We start from the raw sequence: 13,971 nt of genomic DNA, 5'->3' as shown, positions 1-13,971 counted from the left end.
CGATGTTCATCCGTGGAGCGGGGATGCTTAGTAGTTGAAAGTCTTGACCAGCAGCAGGTCGCCGATTGCGCGCAGGGGCACGATGAACGTCTCGCGTTTTTCATCGACGGTGTTTTCGTTGAGCACCAGGTTGATCTGCGAGGTAATCACCTCGTTCTGGTTGCCGGACTCATCGAAGTTATAGCCGCCGCTGCCGAAGTTGCCCCAATAGTTCACGTAAACCAGATAAGTGCCACGCTGCGGTGCGGTCATGGTGAACATTTCCGGACCCGGGCCATCGACGCCGTCAGGGTCGAGGCCGCCGCCATTGGTCAAGGCCGAGTGCGCCCAGAAGGCATGCTGGCCATCTGGCGTGACAATATGCAGGTCGAGTTCGGCTTTCGGATCGTCCCAACCCAGTACCACGCGAATCCGCGCCGGGGTGCGCAGGTTGTTGGCTTCATAGAATTGAACACGCTTGAGGGACTGACCTTCGGCGCTGCGCACTTCGACGCTGTTGGAACCGGCGCCAAACGCATAGGGCCGGGCGAAACGCCCTTGCTCGTCGGTATAGAGATTCAGCGGATTGCCGTTGACCGCCAAGGTGTGCGGCCCGCGCTGGGTGCCGATCGCCTTGAGCCGACCTTCGATCATCGTGCGATTGCGCTGCACACCCCGGTCGATGGGTGGCGTGGGATAGGCGACTTGCGGGTATTCGCTACGGTCCAGCAGACCGTTGTAACGCCAGCCGCCCACCGGTTCCGACAACTCGGCATTCGGCGCGGCCAGAATCACAGGCGCGAAAACCAGCCCGATCAGCAGCAAAAGAAATGAGCGCATGCGACGCCTCCTGCCATGCATGACGAAAACTTGCGCCTGATCCTGGGCGCATTGCAGATGTCGATACTGCGTTTCGTCTGAAAGACCCGTGACTATTGGGTCGTAGATGGCGCAAAGGTTAGCCATTCGGGTGTTTTTTAACAATCGGATGGCTCCGAAATTGCGGTGGGAATCACGGTAACGGGTGGACGGTGAGCCGAATACGCGCCATATTCGGCTCATTATGTGAGCCGAATATCCTTTCCAATCGGCTCACCCCACTTAGAGCATCAAGTTCATGACACCTCAATGGATATGGCAGCAGCCTGATTGGCCGGGGTTCACCTGGAATGCCGAACGCCTGGCGCCTTTGTTACGCGAGTGCGTTCAAGGACAAGGCCGGCTAATGGGCATGGCCAGTTCCGTGGGCAGTTCGCTGAGCGCGCAAAGTGAACTGGATGCATTGCTGCAGAACATCGTCACCTCGTCGGCGATTGAAGGCGAACAGCTGAATGTCGGTTCAGTTCGTTCTTCATTGGCGCGGCGATTGGGGTTGGAACTCAATGATGGCGACAACGTCAGCAAGCGCAGTGAAGGGCTCGCGCAATTAATGCTCGATGCTACCCGGCATTTCGCCGAGCCGCTGACACTTGAACGATTGCTGGATTGGCATGAGTGGCTGTTTCCAGAACAGGAAATTGGCTTGGCCGCGCAAAGCATTCGTGTAGGTGCTTTGCGCGGCGATGATCCAATGCAAGTGGTTTCCGGTCGTCTCGACAGACCGACCGTGCACTTCGAAGCACCGCCTCGCCTGGGCCTTGAGCGCCAACTCGATGCCTTCCTCGAATGGTTTGAAACCAGCCGAAATCAGTCCGGGCCCGACCCTGTGCTGCGAGCTGGCATCGCACACTTCTGGTTTGTCACACTCCATCCGTTTGACGACGGCAACGGTCGCCTGACCAGGACGATCACCGACCTTGCATTGGCTCAAGGCGAGGCTCAGGCGATCCGTTTTTATGCCATGTCGGCGAGTATTCTCGAGGATCGATCTGGCTATTACCGGGTGCTGGAAACCTGCCAGAAATCCAACACGGACATTACGGTTTGGCTCGAATGGTTCCTGCAAACTCTATTGCGCAGCTTGCAACAAGCCATGGCACGGATCGAATCCGTGCTGGGCAAAGCGCGCTTCTGGCAGGCGCACCGGGAGTCCGAGCTGTCGACCGAGCAGACCAAAGTACTGAATCGTTTGCTGGACGGAGGGGAGCGTGGATTCGAAGGCGGGATCAGTGCGGCGCAGTATCAGGCCGTGGCGAAAGTCTCCAAAGCGACCGCGACCCGGCATCTGGCGGAACTGCTGGATAAGGATTGCCTGCAACGCCTGCCGGGTGGCGGGCGCAGTACTCGCTACCAGATCAAATATCCCGATCAAGCGCATCCTGAGCACTGAAACCCTTGCACCAACCACCCCGCTCATTTGCCCATGCCCCCCCTATCTGCTAGTGTCGCGCCGGTTTAACGTCAACCGGAAATCGCCGCCATGGCCCGCAAAAAAGCTGCACTGGATTTCGAACAGTCCCTCGCCGACCTGCAAACGCTGGTGGAGCGTCTGGAGAATGGCGAATTGTCGCTGGAAGACTCGCTGGCCGCTTTCGAGCAAGGCATCGGTCTGACCCGCGATTGCCAGGCGGCGCTGGCCCAGGCCGAGCAAAAGGTTCAGGTGCTGCTCGAGCGTGATGGCGAGTTGGCTGAGGAACCCTTCGACGCGGATCAGCCAGAATGATTGCAGCGTACTCGGCAAGCAGCCAGGCCCGCGTCAATGCGGCCCTGGAAACCCTGTTCACGGCACCGAGCCCGGAGCTGGCGCGGCTGTATGAAGCCATGCGCTACAGCGTGATGAATGGCGGCAAACGCGTGCGCCCACTGTTGGCCTACGCCGCGTGCGAAGCGTTGGGCGGCAAGGCCGAGCAAGCCAACGGCGCAGCCTGTGCGGTGGAGCTGATCCACGCCTATTCGCTGGTACATGACGATTTGCCGGCGATGGACGATGACGATCTGCGTCGCGGCCAGCCCACCACCCACAAGAAATTCGATGAAGCCTGCGCAATCCTCGCCGGCGACGGTTTGCAGAGTCTGGCCTTCAGCGCCCTGCTCGACCCACGCCTGAGCACATTGGACGCCGAGATCCACCTGCAGATGGTCAGTGCCTTGGCGCTGGCGGCAGGCCCGGCAGGCATGGTCGGCGGTCAGGCCATCGACCTCGGCTCGGTCGGTCTGAAGCTTGACCAGAAAGCCCTGGAGTACATGCACCGGCACAAGACCGGCGCGTTGATCGAGGTCAGCGTCAAGCTCGGTGCCCTGGCCAGCGGCCGTGCCGAGAAAGACGAACTCAAGTCCCTGCAGACTTATGCACAGGCCATCGGCCTGGCATTCCAGGTGCAGGACGACATTCTCGACGTCGAAAGCGATACCGAAACCCTCGGCAAACGCCAGGGCGCCGACATTGCCCGGGACAAGCCGACCTACCCGGCCCTGCTCGGACTCGACGCCGCCAAGGCCTATGCCCTGGAGCTGCGCGACCAGGCCCTGCACGCGCTGCGACCGTTTGACGCGGCGGCCGAGCCCTTGCGTGATCTGGCCCGGTATATCGTCGATCGCCGCAGCTGAAGGCGATTGCGCCAAAAAAGCCCAACGCGTGGGCAGGGGGCGATGCATCAGGTAAACTGCCGCATCTTTTATACCTATAACGATTCGCCTGATGCCCACGACGTTTCATGAGATTCCCCGCAAGCGCCCGACCACGCCCCTGCTCGACCGCGCTAACACGCCGGACGGCCTGCGCCGGTTAGGCGAAGCCGAGCTGGAAACCCTGGCCGATGAGTTGCGCCTGGAATTGCTCTACACGGTCGGCCAGACCGGTGGGCATTTCGGTGCCGGCCTGGGCGTGATCGAGCTGACCATCGCGCTGCATTACGTCTTCGACACCCCGGACGACCGGCTGGTGTGGGACGTGGGTCATCAGGCTTATCCACACAAGATCCTCACCGGTCGTCGCGAGCGCATGGAAACCCTGCGCCAGAAGGACGGCGTCGCTGCGTTCCCGCGCCGCTCCGAGAGCGAGTACGACACCTTTGGCGTCGGCCACTCCAGCACCTCGATCAGTGCAGCGCTGGGCATGGCGATTGCCGCCCGCCTGCAAAACAGCGAGCGCAAGGCGATCGCGGTGATCGGCGACGGCGCGCTGACCGCGGGCATGGCGTTCGAGGCGCTGAACCATGCGCCGGAAGTGGACGCCAACATGCTGGTGATCCTCAACGACAACGACATGTCGATCTCGCGCAACGTCGGTGGCTTGTCGAACTACCTGGCGAAGATCCTTTCCAGCCGCACCTACGCGAGCATGCGCGAAGGCAGCAAAAAAGTGCTGTCGCGCCTGCCCGGCGCCTGGGAAATCGCGCGCCGGACCGAAGAATATGCCAAAGGCATGCTGGTTCCCGGCACGCTGTTCGAAGAATTGGGCTGGAACTACATCGGCCCGATCGATGGCCACGACCTGCCGACCCTGATCGGCACCCTGCGCAACATGCGCGACCTGAAAGGTCCGCAGTTCCTGCACGTCGTCACCAAGAAAGGCAAAGGCTTCGCTCCGGCGGAAGTCGACCCGATCGGTTACCACGCCATCACCAAACTCGAACCGCTGGACGCTCCGGCCGCCGCGCCGAAGAAGGCCAGCGGGCCGAAGTACTCCGGTGTGTTCGGCGAATGGCTGTGCGACATGGCGACGGCTGATCCGCGCCTGGTCGGGATTACCCCGGCGATGAAGGAAGGCTCGGATCTGGTTGCCTTCAGCGAACGTTTCCCGCTGCGTTACTTCGACGTGGCCATTGCCGAGCAGCACGCCGTCACCCTCGCGGCTGGCATGGCCTGCGAAGGTGCCAAACCCGTGGTGGCCATCTATTCGACCTTCCTGCAGCGCGGCTACGACCAGCTTGTCCACGATGTGGCGGTGCAGAATCTCGACGTGCTGTTCGCCATCGACCGTGCAGGCCTGGTGGGCGAAGACGGCCCGACCCACGCCGGCAGCTTCGATTTGTCGTTCCTGCGCTGCATTCCCGGCATGCTGGTGATGACCCCGAGCGATGAAAACGAGCTGCGCAAGATGCTCACCACCGGCCACCTGTACGAAGGCCCGGCGGCGGTGCGTTACCCGCGCGGCAACGGTCCGAACGCGACCATCGAGAAAGACCTCGAACCGATCGAGATCGGCAAAGGCATAGTCCGCCGCCAGGGCAGCAAAGTCGCCCTGCTGGTATTCGGCGTGCAACTGGCCGAAGCCCTGAAAGTCGCCGAAACGCTGGACGCGACGGTGGTCGACATGCGTTTCGTCAAGCCGCTGGATGAAGCACTGGTTCGCGAAATCGCCAGCAGCCACGATCTGCTGGTGACCGTCGAAGAAAACGCGATCATGGGCGGCGCCGGTGGTGCGGTCAGCGAATTCCTCGCCCGTGAAAACATCCTCAAGTCGATGCTGCACCTGGGCTTGCCGGACATTTACGTCGAACACGCCAAGCCTGCGCAAATGCTGGCCGAGTGTGGCCTGGATGAGGCGGGAATCGAAGCGTCCATTCGCGAGCGCTTGCAACTGCTCAACATCTAAACGCAAAACCCTGTGGGAGCGGGCTTGCTCGCGAAAGCGTCGGATCATTCAACTGGAAAGTTGACTGACACTCCGCCTTCGCGAGCAAGCCCGCTCCCACATTTGATTTGTGTGCGCCACGAAGCACCAACGGACTACCAATGAAACTCTCCCCCCTCGCCCTGACGCTGGCTCTGCTGCCGGCTGGCCAGCTGCTTGCCGACACCTTCGAACGCGACCAGGCATTGAAGCTGCCCGACGTATTGATCAGCGCCAACCGCCAGGTCGAAGCGCGCAACGACAGCAGCGCCGCCAACACGGTGTTCACCCGCGAGGACATCGATCGCCTGCAACCCGACAGCGTTACCGATCTGCTACGTCGGGTACCGGGTGTGCAGGTTTCGCAAACGGGTGGGCGCGGCAGCCTTCCGGGTGTATACATCCGCGGTACCCAGTCGGCCCAGAGCCTGGTGTTGGTGGACGGCCAGCGCATCGGCAGCTCGACCTCCGGCGACAGCAATCTGCAACACATCAATATCGAGCAAGTCGAGCGCGTGGAAGTGCTGCGCGGCTCCCGCTCGGTGATTTATGGCAGCGATGCGATTGGCGGGGTGATCCAGATCTTCACTCGCCGTGGTAGCGAACAAGGCCTGCAACCGCGTTTGCACACGGGTTTTGGCAGCAACCAGACCTGGGAGCACAGCCTTGGCCTGTCCGGTGGGGATGAGCGAACCCGCTTCAACCTCGGCGCCAGCCTCGACGACAGCGCCGGGATCAATCGCACCCACCAGTCACACCCCAGCGACGGCGACCATGACGAGTATCGCAACCAGTCGTTCAGCCTGAGCTTGAGCCATGCCCTGGGCGATGACGTCGAGATCGGCGCCAACGTGCTGGATAACCGTGGCAAGAGCGAGTTCGACAGCCCGTTCGCGTCGGTCCAGCAACAGCCCTACAGCAACTTCGATGTCAGTAGCGTCAGCAGCTATGTCGATGCACGGGTCAACGACCTGTGGAAAACCCGCATTGATTTCGGCCACAGCGAAAACCGCGAGGAGCCCCTCGACAAGCTCAGCGATGAACGCACGGTGTTCAACACGTATCGCGACTCGGTGACCTGGCAAAACGACCTGACGCTAAACGAGCGCAATAGCCTGCTGCTGGGCGGCGACTGGTATGAAGACCGGATCAACAGCAGCACGGCGTATGACGAAGACAGCCGTTGGAACCGCGCCGCGTTTATCCAGCATCGTTTTCAGGCGGACAGTTTCTCCACGGAGTTGGGCCTGCGCCACGACGATAACCAGCAGTTCGGCAGCCAGAACACCTGGAGCGGCACCTTCACCCTGCCGCTGAACCCGGACAACGAAGTGCTGCTGACCTACAGCGAAGGCTTCCGCGCGCCGACGTTCAACGATCTGTATTACCCGGACTTCAGCAACCCGGACCTGAAGCCTGAAACCTCGAAAAGCTATGAACTGCAGTGGCGCAGCCAACTGACCGAGGACAGTCGCCTGGAGGCTTCGCTCTACCGGACGGACCTCGAAGACGCGATCATCTTCGGCAGCAACTCGCGCCCGGAGAACGTTGCCTCGGCGCGGATCAACGGTTTTGAAGCGGCATTGAAGCAGGAGTTGTTCGGCTGGCAGAGCAACCTTGGCGTGGCGATCATCGACCCGCGGGATCGCGACACTGGCCATACCCTGGCCCGTCGTGCGCGGCGCACCTTGAGCTGGGATCTGGACCGGCAATTCGATCGCCTGGGCCTCGGCGCCAGTTGGCAAGCGGTCAGCAGCAGTTATGACGACTTGAACAATCAACAGCCGCTTGGCGGCTATGCCTTGTTGGGACTGCGCAGCAGCTGGGAGCTCAATCATGAAATCAGGCTGCAACTGAAGGTCGATAACCTGCTGGACAAGGGTTACAGCCGGGCGTTGTACAGCTACCAAGGTAGCCAGTATGGGTATCGCGAGGAAGGTCGGGCGTGGATGTTCGGGGTGACGTGGACGCCGGAGATCTGATCCGGACCTTGTACTGTCTGGGCCGACCTCTTCGCGGGCAAGCCCGCTCCCACAGGTTTTGCGCGATCCTGTGGGAGCGGGCTTGCTCGCGAAACAGTCAACTCGGTCTCAGCGGTCGGGCGCAATCAAATGACAAAGCTTTGCAGTCGCCTCGATCATCTGCCCACTCGGCCGCTCCAGCCCCTTGTCCGTGACCAGGCGCAATTGCCCTTGTGTTACCGCAGCCACCTGCGGCCAGGCTTTCCACGCATCGAGCTGCGCCTGTTCGCTGGCCAGAATCACCTCGGGATTACGCTGCAACACCGCCTCCACGCTCACCTGAGGTGCCGGCAGTTTCAGGTCGGCAAACACGTTTTGCGCACCGCAGACCTCCAGCGCATCACTGATGATCTGCTCGCCACCCACCGTGTACAGCGGTCGATCCCACACCTGATAGAACACCCCTAGTGGCTGATCGCGCCGATAGCGCAAGCGCAATTCATCCAGCCGCTGGCGTAAATCGGTGGCCAACGAAATTCCGCGTTCAGGCCGACCGAGCTGAGCGGCAATGGTCTCGATCTGTGCGGCGAGCTGGTCCAGGCTGTGGGGTTCGGCGATGTAGGTGGGAATATTCAGTCGCTTGAGCTGGTCACGCTGGGCCGGGCCGACGCTGCCGGGCCATAGCAGCAACAGATCGGGTTTCAGGCTGAGCAGGCGCTCCATGTCCAGCTGGCCATAGCGGCCAACGGAGGGCAGGCCCTTGAGTTCGGCAGGTCGCTCACCGGCGTCCAGCACACCGACCAGGAGGTCGGCGGAGCCCAGTTCAACGACGATTTCAGAGAGCGATGGTGCCAGGCTGACAACCCGCTCGACCGCGAATGCCGAGCCGCTGGCGGCCAGCAGCAACACCGCCAGCCAGCGCGCGCGCATCAACCGAGTTGACGCGGAATACGGTAGAGGTAGAACAGCACCGCGGTCGACAGTGCCAGCAGCATCAGCGGCACGGCTTCGAGACCGACGAACACCGCCAGGGCACCGATCCAGGCCGGCAGTCCGGCGGCCAGGAATGCCGTGCGCCGCTTGGCCGCCAGACTGACCCAGGCGGCAGGTTCTTCAGGGGTATCGAGGGCTTTCTGGGTGGCGATCAGCGCGTGTTTGTAGGCGCCGAAAAATTTCAGGCTGACAAACATCGAGGCGACTCCGGCGATGAACAACGGCATCGCCAGCACCGGCAGAATGGCTTCGCTCTGGCCGAACAGCGCGTTGATCACAATCAGCGGCAACAGGGCCAGTGCCAGGTATTGCCACCAGTTGACCGACAGTCGCCGCCGCACCTGACCGCGGGTCACGCCCGGTCTACCTCGCCCTGATGCTCATTGCCCATCATGTGGTCTAGCTTGCTGGCCTTGGTCGCCAGGTAGAGTCGGTTATGCGGGTTGTGGCCGGTGTGCAGCGGCACGCGCTCGGCGACCACGATACCCATGTCGGTCAAAGCCTTGACCTTGCGCGGGTTGTTGGTCATCAGGCGCAGGGACTTCACGCCCAGGTGCTCCAGCATCGGCAGGCACATGGCGTAGTCACGCTGGTCGGCGGCAAAGCCCAGGCGCTCGTTGGCTTCGACGGTATCGGCGCCACCGTCCTGCAGCTCATAGGCGCGGATCTTGTTCAGCAGGCCAATGCCCCGGCCTTCCTGGCGCAGGTAGAGCAAGACGCCACGACCTTCACGGGCGATGGCCTGCAAGGCGGCCTCCAGTTGCGAGCCGCAGTCGCAACGCTGGCTGAACAGGGCATCGCCCGTCAGGCATTCGGAGTGCAACCGGCCGAGTACCGGGGCACCGTCGTCGAATTCACCCAGGCTCAGCACAACGTGCTCGCGGCCGGTGGCTTCATCGAGAAAGCCATGCATGGTGAATTGCGCAAAAGGCGTTGGCAGCTTGGAAGCGGCGACAAAAACGACAGGCACCGGTGTGCTCCTGATCTAAAAGTCTGAAGATTCGCAGAGCCGGCATTGTAACAGCAGGTTCCGGAGGACGCTTAGGCTGAATTATCGGCGATAACCATCAAAATGTTTGATACACGCCGCCACAATCAATGTGGGAGCAACTGTCTTCACCTTGCCACTCGTCACCGCCACCCGTGCCTCCCCCGATTAACCGTTCTCCCGATTAACGCCCGGCCCCCCTCGATCAGGCGAAAAACCACACCAGCCCCTGCATCGCCAACCAGGCGAACACCCCGGCCAGGACATCATCGAGCATGATGCCGACGCCGCCATGTACGTGCCGGTCAATCCAGCGAATCGGCCATGGCTTGAGAATGTCGAAGAAGCGGAACATCAGGAAACCCGCCAGCAACCACTGCCAGCCTTCCGGCACCAGCCACAGGGTTATCCACATCCCGACCATTTCGTCCCAGACGATGCCTTCATGGTCGTGTACCCGCAAATCGTCGGCCACTTTGCCGCACAGCCAGAAGCCGAACAGCATGGTGATGCCCAGCATCAGCCAGTAACCCCAGTCGGGCAGCATTTGCCACAACGGAATAAAGGGCAGCGCAACCAACGACCCCCAAGTGCCGGGCGCCTTTGGCAAGGTGCCCGAGCCGAAGCCGAACGCCAGGAAATGCCATGGATTACGCCAGACCGACGGCGGTACGAACTCCGCCGGGACCTGTTTGGGATGATCTGTCACGGTGACTCCCGAAAATGTTGATAACCCCGGGTTTGCGGGGTGATGTCTTTGCCATCGGCGTCCAGCAGCCTCACGCCCTGCCCCGTCACCACCTGCCCGATTACATGGATCGGCCAGCCATCGCCCAGCAATAGCGGCAACTCGACGGACGGTAAGGTGAAAACCAGGACGTAATCGTCGCCGCCGCTCAGGGCCGCAACCTGTGCGTCCGATTGACCGAGAAAGTCGACCAGGCTCTGCGACAGCGGTAAACGATCCCGCTCGACTTCGATACCGACCTTCGAAGCCAGCGCGATATGCCCGCAATCAGCGAGCAGTCCGTCAGAAATATCCATTGCCGAAGTAGCCTTGCCCTGTAGCGCCTGACCCAAACCGAGCTGCGGTTGCGGCGACCAGTAATGCGCCAGCAACGGCTCGGCAATGCTCGCTTGCGCTGTGCGCTGGCCGAGCACCAAGGGCAAGGCACCGGCGGCATTGCCCAGGTTGCCGCCGACACACAGCAGGTCGCCCGGTTGCGCACCGCTGCGGGTCAGCGCCAGACCGGCCGGTACTCGCCCGAACACGGTCATGGTCAGGCTCAGCGGCCCGCGGGTCGTGTCGCCACCCACCAGCGCCACGCCGCAACTTTGCGCCATCTGGTTCAAACCGCGGGCATAGGCTTGCAGCCAATCGGCGGTCACCGTCGGCAAGGTCAGGGCAAGGGTAAAGGCAACCGGAGTGGCGCCCATGGCGGCCAGGTCGCTGACGGCTACGGCCAGCGAGCGCTGACCGAGCAGAAACGGATCGCAGGGATCGGCGAAATGCACGCCGGCCACCAACGTATCGGTAGAAATCGCCAACTGCTCCCCGGGAGGAACAGCTAGCAAGGCGCAGTCATCGCCAATCCCGAGGGCAACGCCTTCGCCGCCCTGCGCACAAGGCGCAGCGGCGAAGAAGTTACGGATCAGTTCAAACTCACCCATAGCAGTTGCAAGCGCCGATCAGCGCTTGAACGCCTTGACTTCAGCTTCACGCAGACGCGGGGCCAGCTTGTCGAGCACACCGTTGACGAACTTGTGGCCGTCGGTGGAACCGAAGACCTTGGCCAGTTCGATACCTTCGTTGATCACAACGCGGTACGGCACGTCGACGCGCTTGAGCAGTTCCCAGGTGGACAGGCGCAGAACCGCCAGTTCAACCGGGTCCAGCTCTTCGATGGTCAAATCCAGGCATGGCGTGAGCGCGGTGTCGATTTCGGTCTTGAACTGCGGAACCCCGTGCAGGATCTCGCGGAAGTAGGCGCCGTCGACATCGGTGAAATCGTTATCGACCCGGAACTGCGCTTCGATCTCGTTCAGCGATTGCTTGGCCATGTGCCATTGGTACAGCGCCTGGGTCGCGAGCTGACGGGCTTCGCGACGCTTGACGCTTTTCGATGGCTTGCCGGCATCCGCAGGCTTTGGATCGCGCGGGTTGAAACGATCGCTTTCGTCGCTAATCACTTGGCCTCCAACTGCGCCAGCAGGCTGACCATTTCCAGAGCGGACAGGGCAGCTTCAGCACCTTTGTTGCCGGCCTTGGTGCCGGAACGTTCGATGGCTTGTTCGATGGAATCAACGGTCAGGACGCCGAAAGCGACAGGAACGCCGAACTCCATGGACACCTGGGCCAGGCCCTTGGTGCATTCGCCAGCCACGTATTCGAAGTGCGGAGTGCCGCCACGAATGACCGCGCCCAGGGCGATGATTGCCGCGAACTCGCCTTTCTGGGCGACTTTCTGCGCAACCAGCGGAATTTCGAAGGCGCCAGGTGCGCGGATGATGGTGATGTCGCTTTCGCTCACGCCGTGGCGAACCAGGGCATCAACTGCACCGCTGACCAGGCTTTCAACGACGAAGCTGTTGAAACGGCCCACTACCAGAGCGTAGCGGCCTTTAGGGGCGATGAAGGTACCTTCGATGGTCTTCAGGGTCATTCGATAGATCTCTTAAAGAGCCGGGACGCGTCTCGTACGCGTCCCTCGGTGATATTTGAACCGCGAATTCAAGGCCGGAAACAACCGGTCATTATTCGGAGGGCACGTATTCTACAACTTCCAGATCGAAACCGGATATCGCATTAAATTTCATTGGCGCCGACATCAGGCGCATTTTGCGCACGCCCAGGTCGCGCAGGATCTGCGAACCAGCACCGACAGTACTGTAGGTGGTCGGTTTTTTCACCGCGGCGTGATCGGCGGTTTCGCGGATATGCGCCAGCAACACGTCGCCATCGAGCGGGTGACCGAGCAACAGCACCACGCCGCTGCCGGCCTCGGCAACCGTGGCCATGGCGGCCCGCAGGCTCCAGCGGCCCGGTTGTTTGACCATCAGCAGGTCACGCAGCGGGTCCATGTTGTGCACGCGAACCAGGGTCGGCTCTTCGGCACACACGTTGCCCAGGGTCAGCGCCATGTGCACGTCGCCTTCCACCGAATCACGATAGGTCACCAGGTTGAATTGGCCCAGTTCGCTGTCCAGTGGCTGCTCGGCAATCCGCTGAACGGTACGTTCGTGGATCATCCGGTAGTGAATCAGGTCGGCGATGGTGCCGATCTTGATGTCGTGTTCGGCGGCAAAAGCTTCCAGCTCGGCGCGACGGGACATGGTGCCGTCGTCGTTCATCACTTCGCAGATCACGCCGCTCGGCTCGAAACCGGCCATGCGCGCCAGGTCGCACGCCGCTTCGGTGTGGCCGGCACGGGCCAGGGTGCCGCCGGCCTGGGCCATCAGCGGGAAGATGTGGCCCGGGCTGACGATGTCTTCAGCCTTGGCATCACGGGCGGCGGCGGCCTGCACGGTGCGCGCGCGGTCGGCGGCGGAGATGCCGGTGGTCACGCCGGTGGCCGCTTCGATCGATACGGTGAACTTGGTGCCAAAACCGGAACCATTGCGCGGCGCCATCAACGGCAGCTTGAGCAGTTCGCAGCGCTCGCGGCTCATCGGCATGCAGATCAGGCCACGGGCGTGCTTGGCCATGAAGTTGATGTGCTCAGGCTTGCAGCACTCGGCGGCCATGATCAGGTCGCCTTCGTTCTCGCGGTCTTCGTCATCCATGAGGATGACCATCTTGCCTTGGCGGATGTCTTCAACCAGTTCTTCGATGCTATTGAGCGCCACAAGGCACCCCCTTGAGTCAGGATTTGAGGTAGCCGTTGGCGGCCAGAAAGCTTTCAGTGATGTTTCCGGATTTTGCAGGCTCTGCGGCCTTGTCGCCCAGCAGCAGGCGTTCCAGATAACGGGCCAGCAAGTCCACTTCCAGGTTCACCCGGCGACCCGGCTGATACGACGCCATGATGGTTTCGCTCAGGGTGTGGGGAATGATGGTCAGCAGGAACTCGGCGCCATCGACTGCGTTCACGGTCAGGCTGGTGCCGTCGACGGTGATCGAGCCTTTATGGGCAATGTACTTGGCCAGGTCCTTCGGCGCGCGGATGCGGAATTCCACGGCCCGCGCGTTCTCGGTACGGGCAACCACTTCGCCCACGCCGTCGACGTGACCACTGACCAGATGCCCGCCGAGGCGAGTGGTCGGGGTCAGGGCTTTTTCCAGATTGACCGGGCTACCGCTTTTCAGGTCGTTCATGGCGGTGCAGTCGAGGGTTTCGCGACTGACGTCCGCCGCAAAGCCGTTGCCCGGCAACTCAACGGCGGTCAGGCATACGCCGTTGACCGCGATGCTGTCGCCCAGCTTGACGTCGCTCAGGTCGAGCTTGCCGGTTTCGACGTGAACCCGCACATCACCGCCCTTTGGGGTCAATGCACGAATACTGCCGATGGATTCGATGATGCCGGTAAACATGAGGTTCTCCTCGAGAACAAAGCCAGCG

At 61.7% G+C, this 13,971-nt stretch carries 15 protein-coding genes; 5 read left to right on the top strand and 10 right to left on the bottom strand.

The features are described 5' to 3' along the window. Nucleotides 1–27: 27 nt before the first annotated feature. A complete protein-coding gene (locus AC07W4_RS10070; RefSeq protein WP_495032304.1) occupies nucleotides 28–819 on the bottom strand; it encodes a YfaP family protein in 792 nt (263 codons plus the stop codon). Nucleotides 820–1,096: 277 nt separating this feature from the next. On the opposite strand from AC07W4_RS10070, the gene AC07W4_RS10065 reads away from it, so the two are divergent. The 5 genes from AC07W4_RS10065 (at nucleotide 1,097) to AC07W4_RS10045 (ending at nucleotide 7,455) form a co-directional block, all read left to right on the top strand. Then, entirely contained in the window at nucleotides 1,097–2,248 is a 1,152-nt protein-coding gene (locus AC07W4_RS10065) for a Fic family protein (RefSeq protein ID WP_495032303.1), read from the top strand. Nucleotides 2,249–2,338: 90 nt separating this feature from the next. After that, a complete protein-coding gene (locus AC07W4_RS10060) occupies nucleotides 2,339–2,581 on the top strand; it encodes an exodeoxyribonuclease VII small subunit (RefSeq protein ID WP_007970180.1) in 243 nt (80 codons plus the stop codon). Beyond that, nucleotides 2,578–3,465 (top strand): polyprenyl synthetase family protein, encoded by an 888-nt coding sequence (locus tag AC07W4_RS10055; protein WP_489353554.1) that lies wholly within the window; start codon nucleotides 2,578–2,580, stop codon nucleotides 3,463–3,465. Before AC07W4_RS10060 ends, AC07W4_RS10055 begins: the two co-directional genes overlap by 4 nt. 91 nt (nucleotides 3,466–3,556) lie before the next feature. Then, complete coding sequence (gene dxs, locus AC07W4_RS10050; protein WP_495032302.1) at nucleotides 3,557–5,455, top strand: 1-deoxy-D-xylulose-5-phosphate synthase; 1,899 nt, start codon at nucleotides 3,557–3,559, stop codon at nucleotides 5,453–5,455. Nucleotides 5,456–5,595: 140 nt separating this feature from the next. Next, nucleotides 5,596–7,455 carry a TonB-dependent receptor domain-containing protein gene (locus tag AC07W4_RS10045; RefSeq protein ID WP_495032301.1) on the top strand — a complete coding sequence of 620 codons (1,860 nt, stop codon included), beginning with the start codon at nucleotides 5,596–5,598 and terminating at the stop codon, nucleotides 7,453–7,455. 108 nt (nucleotides 7,456–7,563) lie between these two features. Here the strand turns inward: AC07W4_RS10045 and AC07W4_RS10040 are convergent, their stop codons facing one another. From AC07W4_RS10040 to AC07W4_RS10000, 9 genes are all read right to left on the bottom strand, one after another. Further along, nucleotides 7,564–8,364, bottom strand: coding sequence for a cobalamin-binding protein (locus AC07W4_RS10040; RefSeq protein WP_495032300.1), 801 nt, complete (start codon nucleotides 8,362–8,364; stop codon nucleotides 7,564–7,566). Beyond that, a complete protein-coding gene (locus AC07W4_RS10035; protein ID WP_495032299.1) occupies nucleotides 8,364–8,783 on the bottom strand; it encodes an MFS transporter in 420 nt (139 codons plus the stop codon). The genes AC07W4_RS10040 and AC07W4_RS10035 overlap by 1 nt, the downstream gene beginning before the upstream one ends. Continuing rightward, nucleotides 8,780–9,397 carry a GTP cyclohydrolase II gene (gene ribA, locus AC07W4_RS10030; RefSeq protein WP_008053837.1) on the bottom strand — a complete coding sequence of 206 codons (618 nt, stop codon included), beginning with the start codon at nucleotides 9,395–9,397 and terminating at the stop codon, nucleotides 8,780–8,782. Before ribA ends, AC07W4_RS10035 begins: the two co-directional genes overlap by 4 nt. Before the next feature lie 223 nt (nucleotides 9,398–9,620). After that, nucleotides 9,621–10,124, bottom strand: coding sequence for a phosphatidylglycerophosphatase A family protein (locus tag AC07W4_RS10025; protein ID WP_007970166.1), 504 nt, complete (start codon nucleotides 10,122–10,124; stop codon nucleotides 9,621–9,623). Further along, entirely contained in the window at nucleotides 10,121–11,086 is a 966-nt protein-coding gene (gene thiL / locus AC07W4_RS10020; RefSeq protein ID WP_495032298.1) for a thiamine-phosphate kinase, read from the bottom strand. The genes AC07W4_RS10025 and thiL overlap by 4 nt, the downstream gene beginning before the upstream one ends. Nucleotides 11,087–11,104: 18 nt before the next feature. Further along, nucleotides 11,105–11,605, bottom strand: a complete 501-nt coding sequence (nusB, locus tag AC07W4_RS10015) for a transcription antitermination factor NusB (RefSeq protein ID WP_008053839.1) — start codon at nucleotides 11,603–11,605, stop codon at nucleotides 11,105–11,107. Next, nucleotides 11,602–12,078, bottom strand: coding sequence for a 6,7-dimethyl-8-ribityllumazine synthase (ribH, locus tag AC07W4_RS10010; protein ID WP_003228649.1), 477 nt, complete (start codon nucleotides 12,076–12,078; stop codon nucleotides 11,602–11,604). Before ribH ends, nusB begins: the two co-directional genes overlap by 4 nt. A 91-nt stretch (nucleotides 12,079–12,169) precedes the next feature. After that, nucleotides 12,170–13,261, bottom strand: a complete 1,092-nt coding sequence (gene ribBA / locus AC07W4_RS10005; RefSeq protein WP_007984459.1) for a bifunctional 3,4-dihydroxy-2-butanone-4-phosphate synthase/GTP cyclohydrolase II — start codon at nucleotides 13,259–13,261, stop codon at nucleotides 12,170–12,172. 16 nt (nucleotides 13,262–13,277) lie between these two features. Then, on the bottom strand, nucleotides 13,278–13,943 hold the full coding sequence (locus AC07W4_RS10000; protein WP_007984458.1) for a riboflavin synthase: 666 nt from the start codon (nucleotides 13,941–13,943) through the stop codon (nucleotides 13,278–13,280). Nucleotides 13,944–13,971: the final 28 nt, after the last annotated feature.

Source organism: Pseudomonas sp. GW821-FHT02A08, from assembly GCF_059422045.1.
This window is presented reverse-complemented; position numbering and strand designations above follow the sequence as displayed.

What these genes read in the sequence shown, in the direction of transcription:
- AC07W4_RS10070 (WP_495032304.1), bottom strand. Translation starts at nt 819, where the DNA reads ATGCGCTCATTTCTTTTGCTGCTGATCGGGCTGGTTTTCGCGCCTGTG.
- AC07W4_RS10065 (WP_495032303.1), top strand. Translation starts at nt 1,097, where the DNA reads ATGACACCTCAATGGATATGGCAGCAGCCTGATTGGCCGGGGTTCACC.
- AC07W4_RS10060 (WP_007970180.1), top strand. Translation starts at nt 2,339, where the DNA reads ATGGCCCGCAAAAAAGCTGCACTGGATTTCGAACAGTCCCTCGCCGAC.
- AC07W4_RS10055 (WP_489353554.1), top strand. Translation starts at nt 2,578, where the DNA reads ATGATTGCAGCGTACTCGGCAAGCAGCCAGGCCCGCGTCAATGCGGCC.
- dxs (WP_495032302.1), top strand. Translation starts at nt 3,557, where the DNA reads ATGCCCACGACGTTTCATGAGATTCCCCGCAAGCGCCCGACCACGCCC.
- AC07W4_RS10045 (WP_495032301.1), top strand. Translation starts at nt 5,596, where the DNA reads ATGAAACTCTCCCCCCTCGCCCTGACGCTGGCTCTGCTGCCGGCTGGC.
- AC07W4_RS10040 (WP_495032300.1), bottom strand. Translation starts at nt 8,364, where the DNA reads ATGCGCGCGCGCTGGCTGGCGGTGTTGCTGCTGGCCGCCAGCGGCTCG.
- thiL (WP_495032298.1), bottom strand. Translation starts at nt 11,086, where the DNA reads ATGGGTGAGTTTGAACTGATCCGTAACTTCTTCGCCGCTGCGCCTTGT.
- ribH (WP_003228649.1), bottom strand. Translation starts at nt 12,078, where the DNA reads ATGACCCTGAAGACCATCGAAGGTACCTTCATCGCCCCTAAAGGCCGC.
- AC07W4_RS10000 (WP_007984458.1), bottom strand. Translation starts at nt 13,943, where the DNA reads ATGTTTACCGGCATCATCGAATCCATCGGCAGTATTCGTGCATTGACC.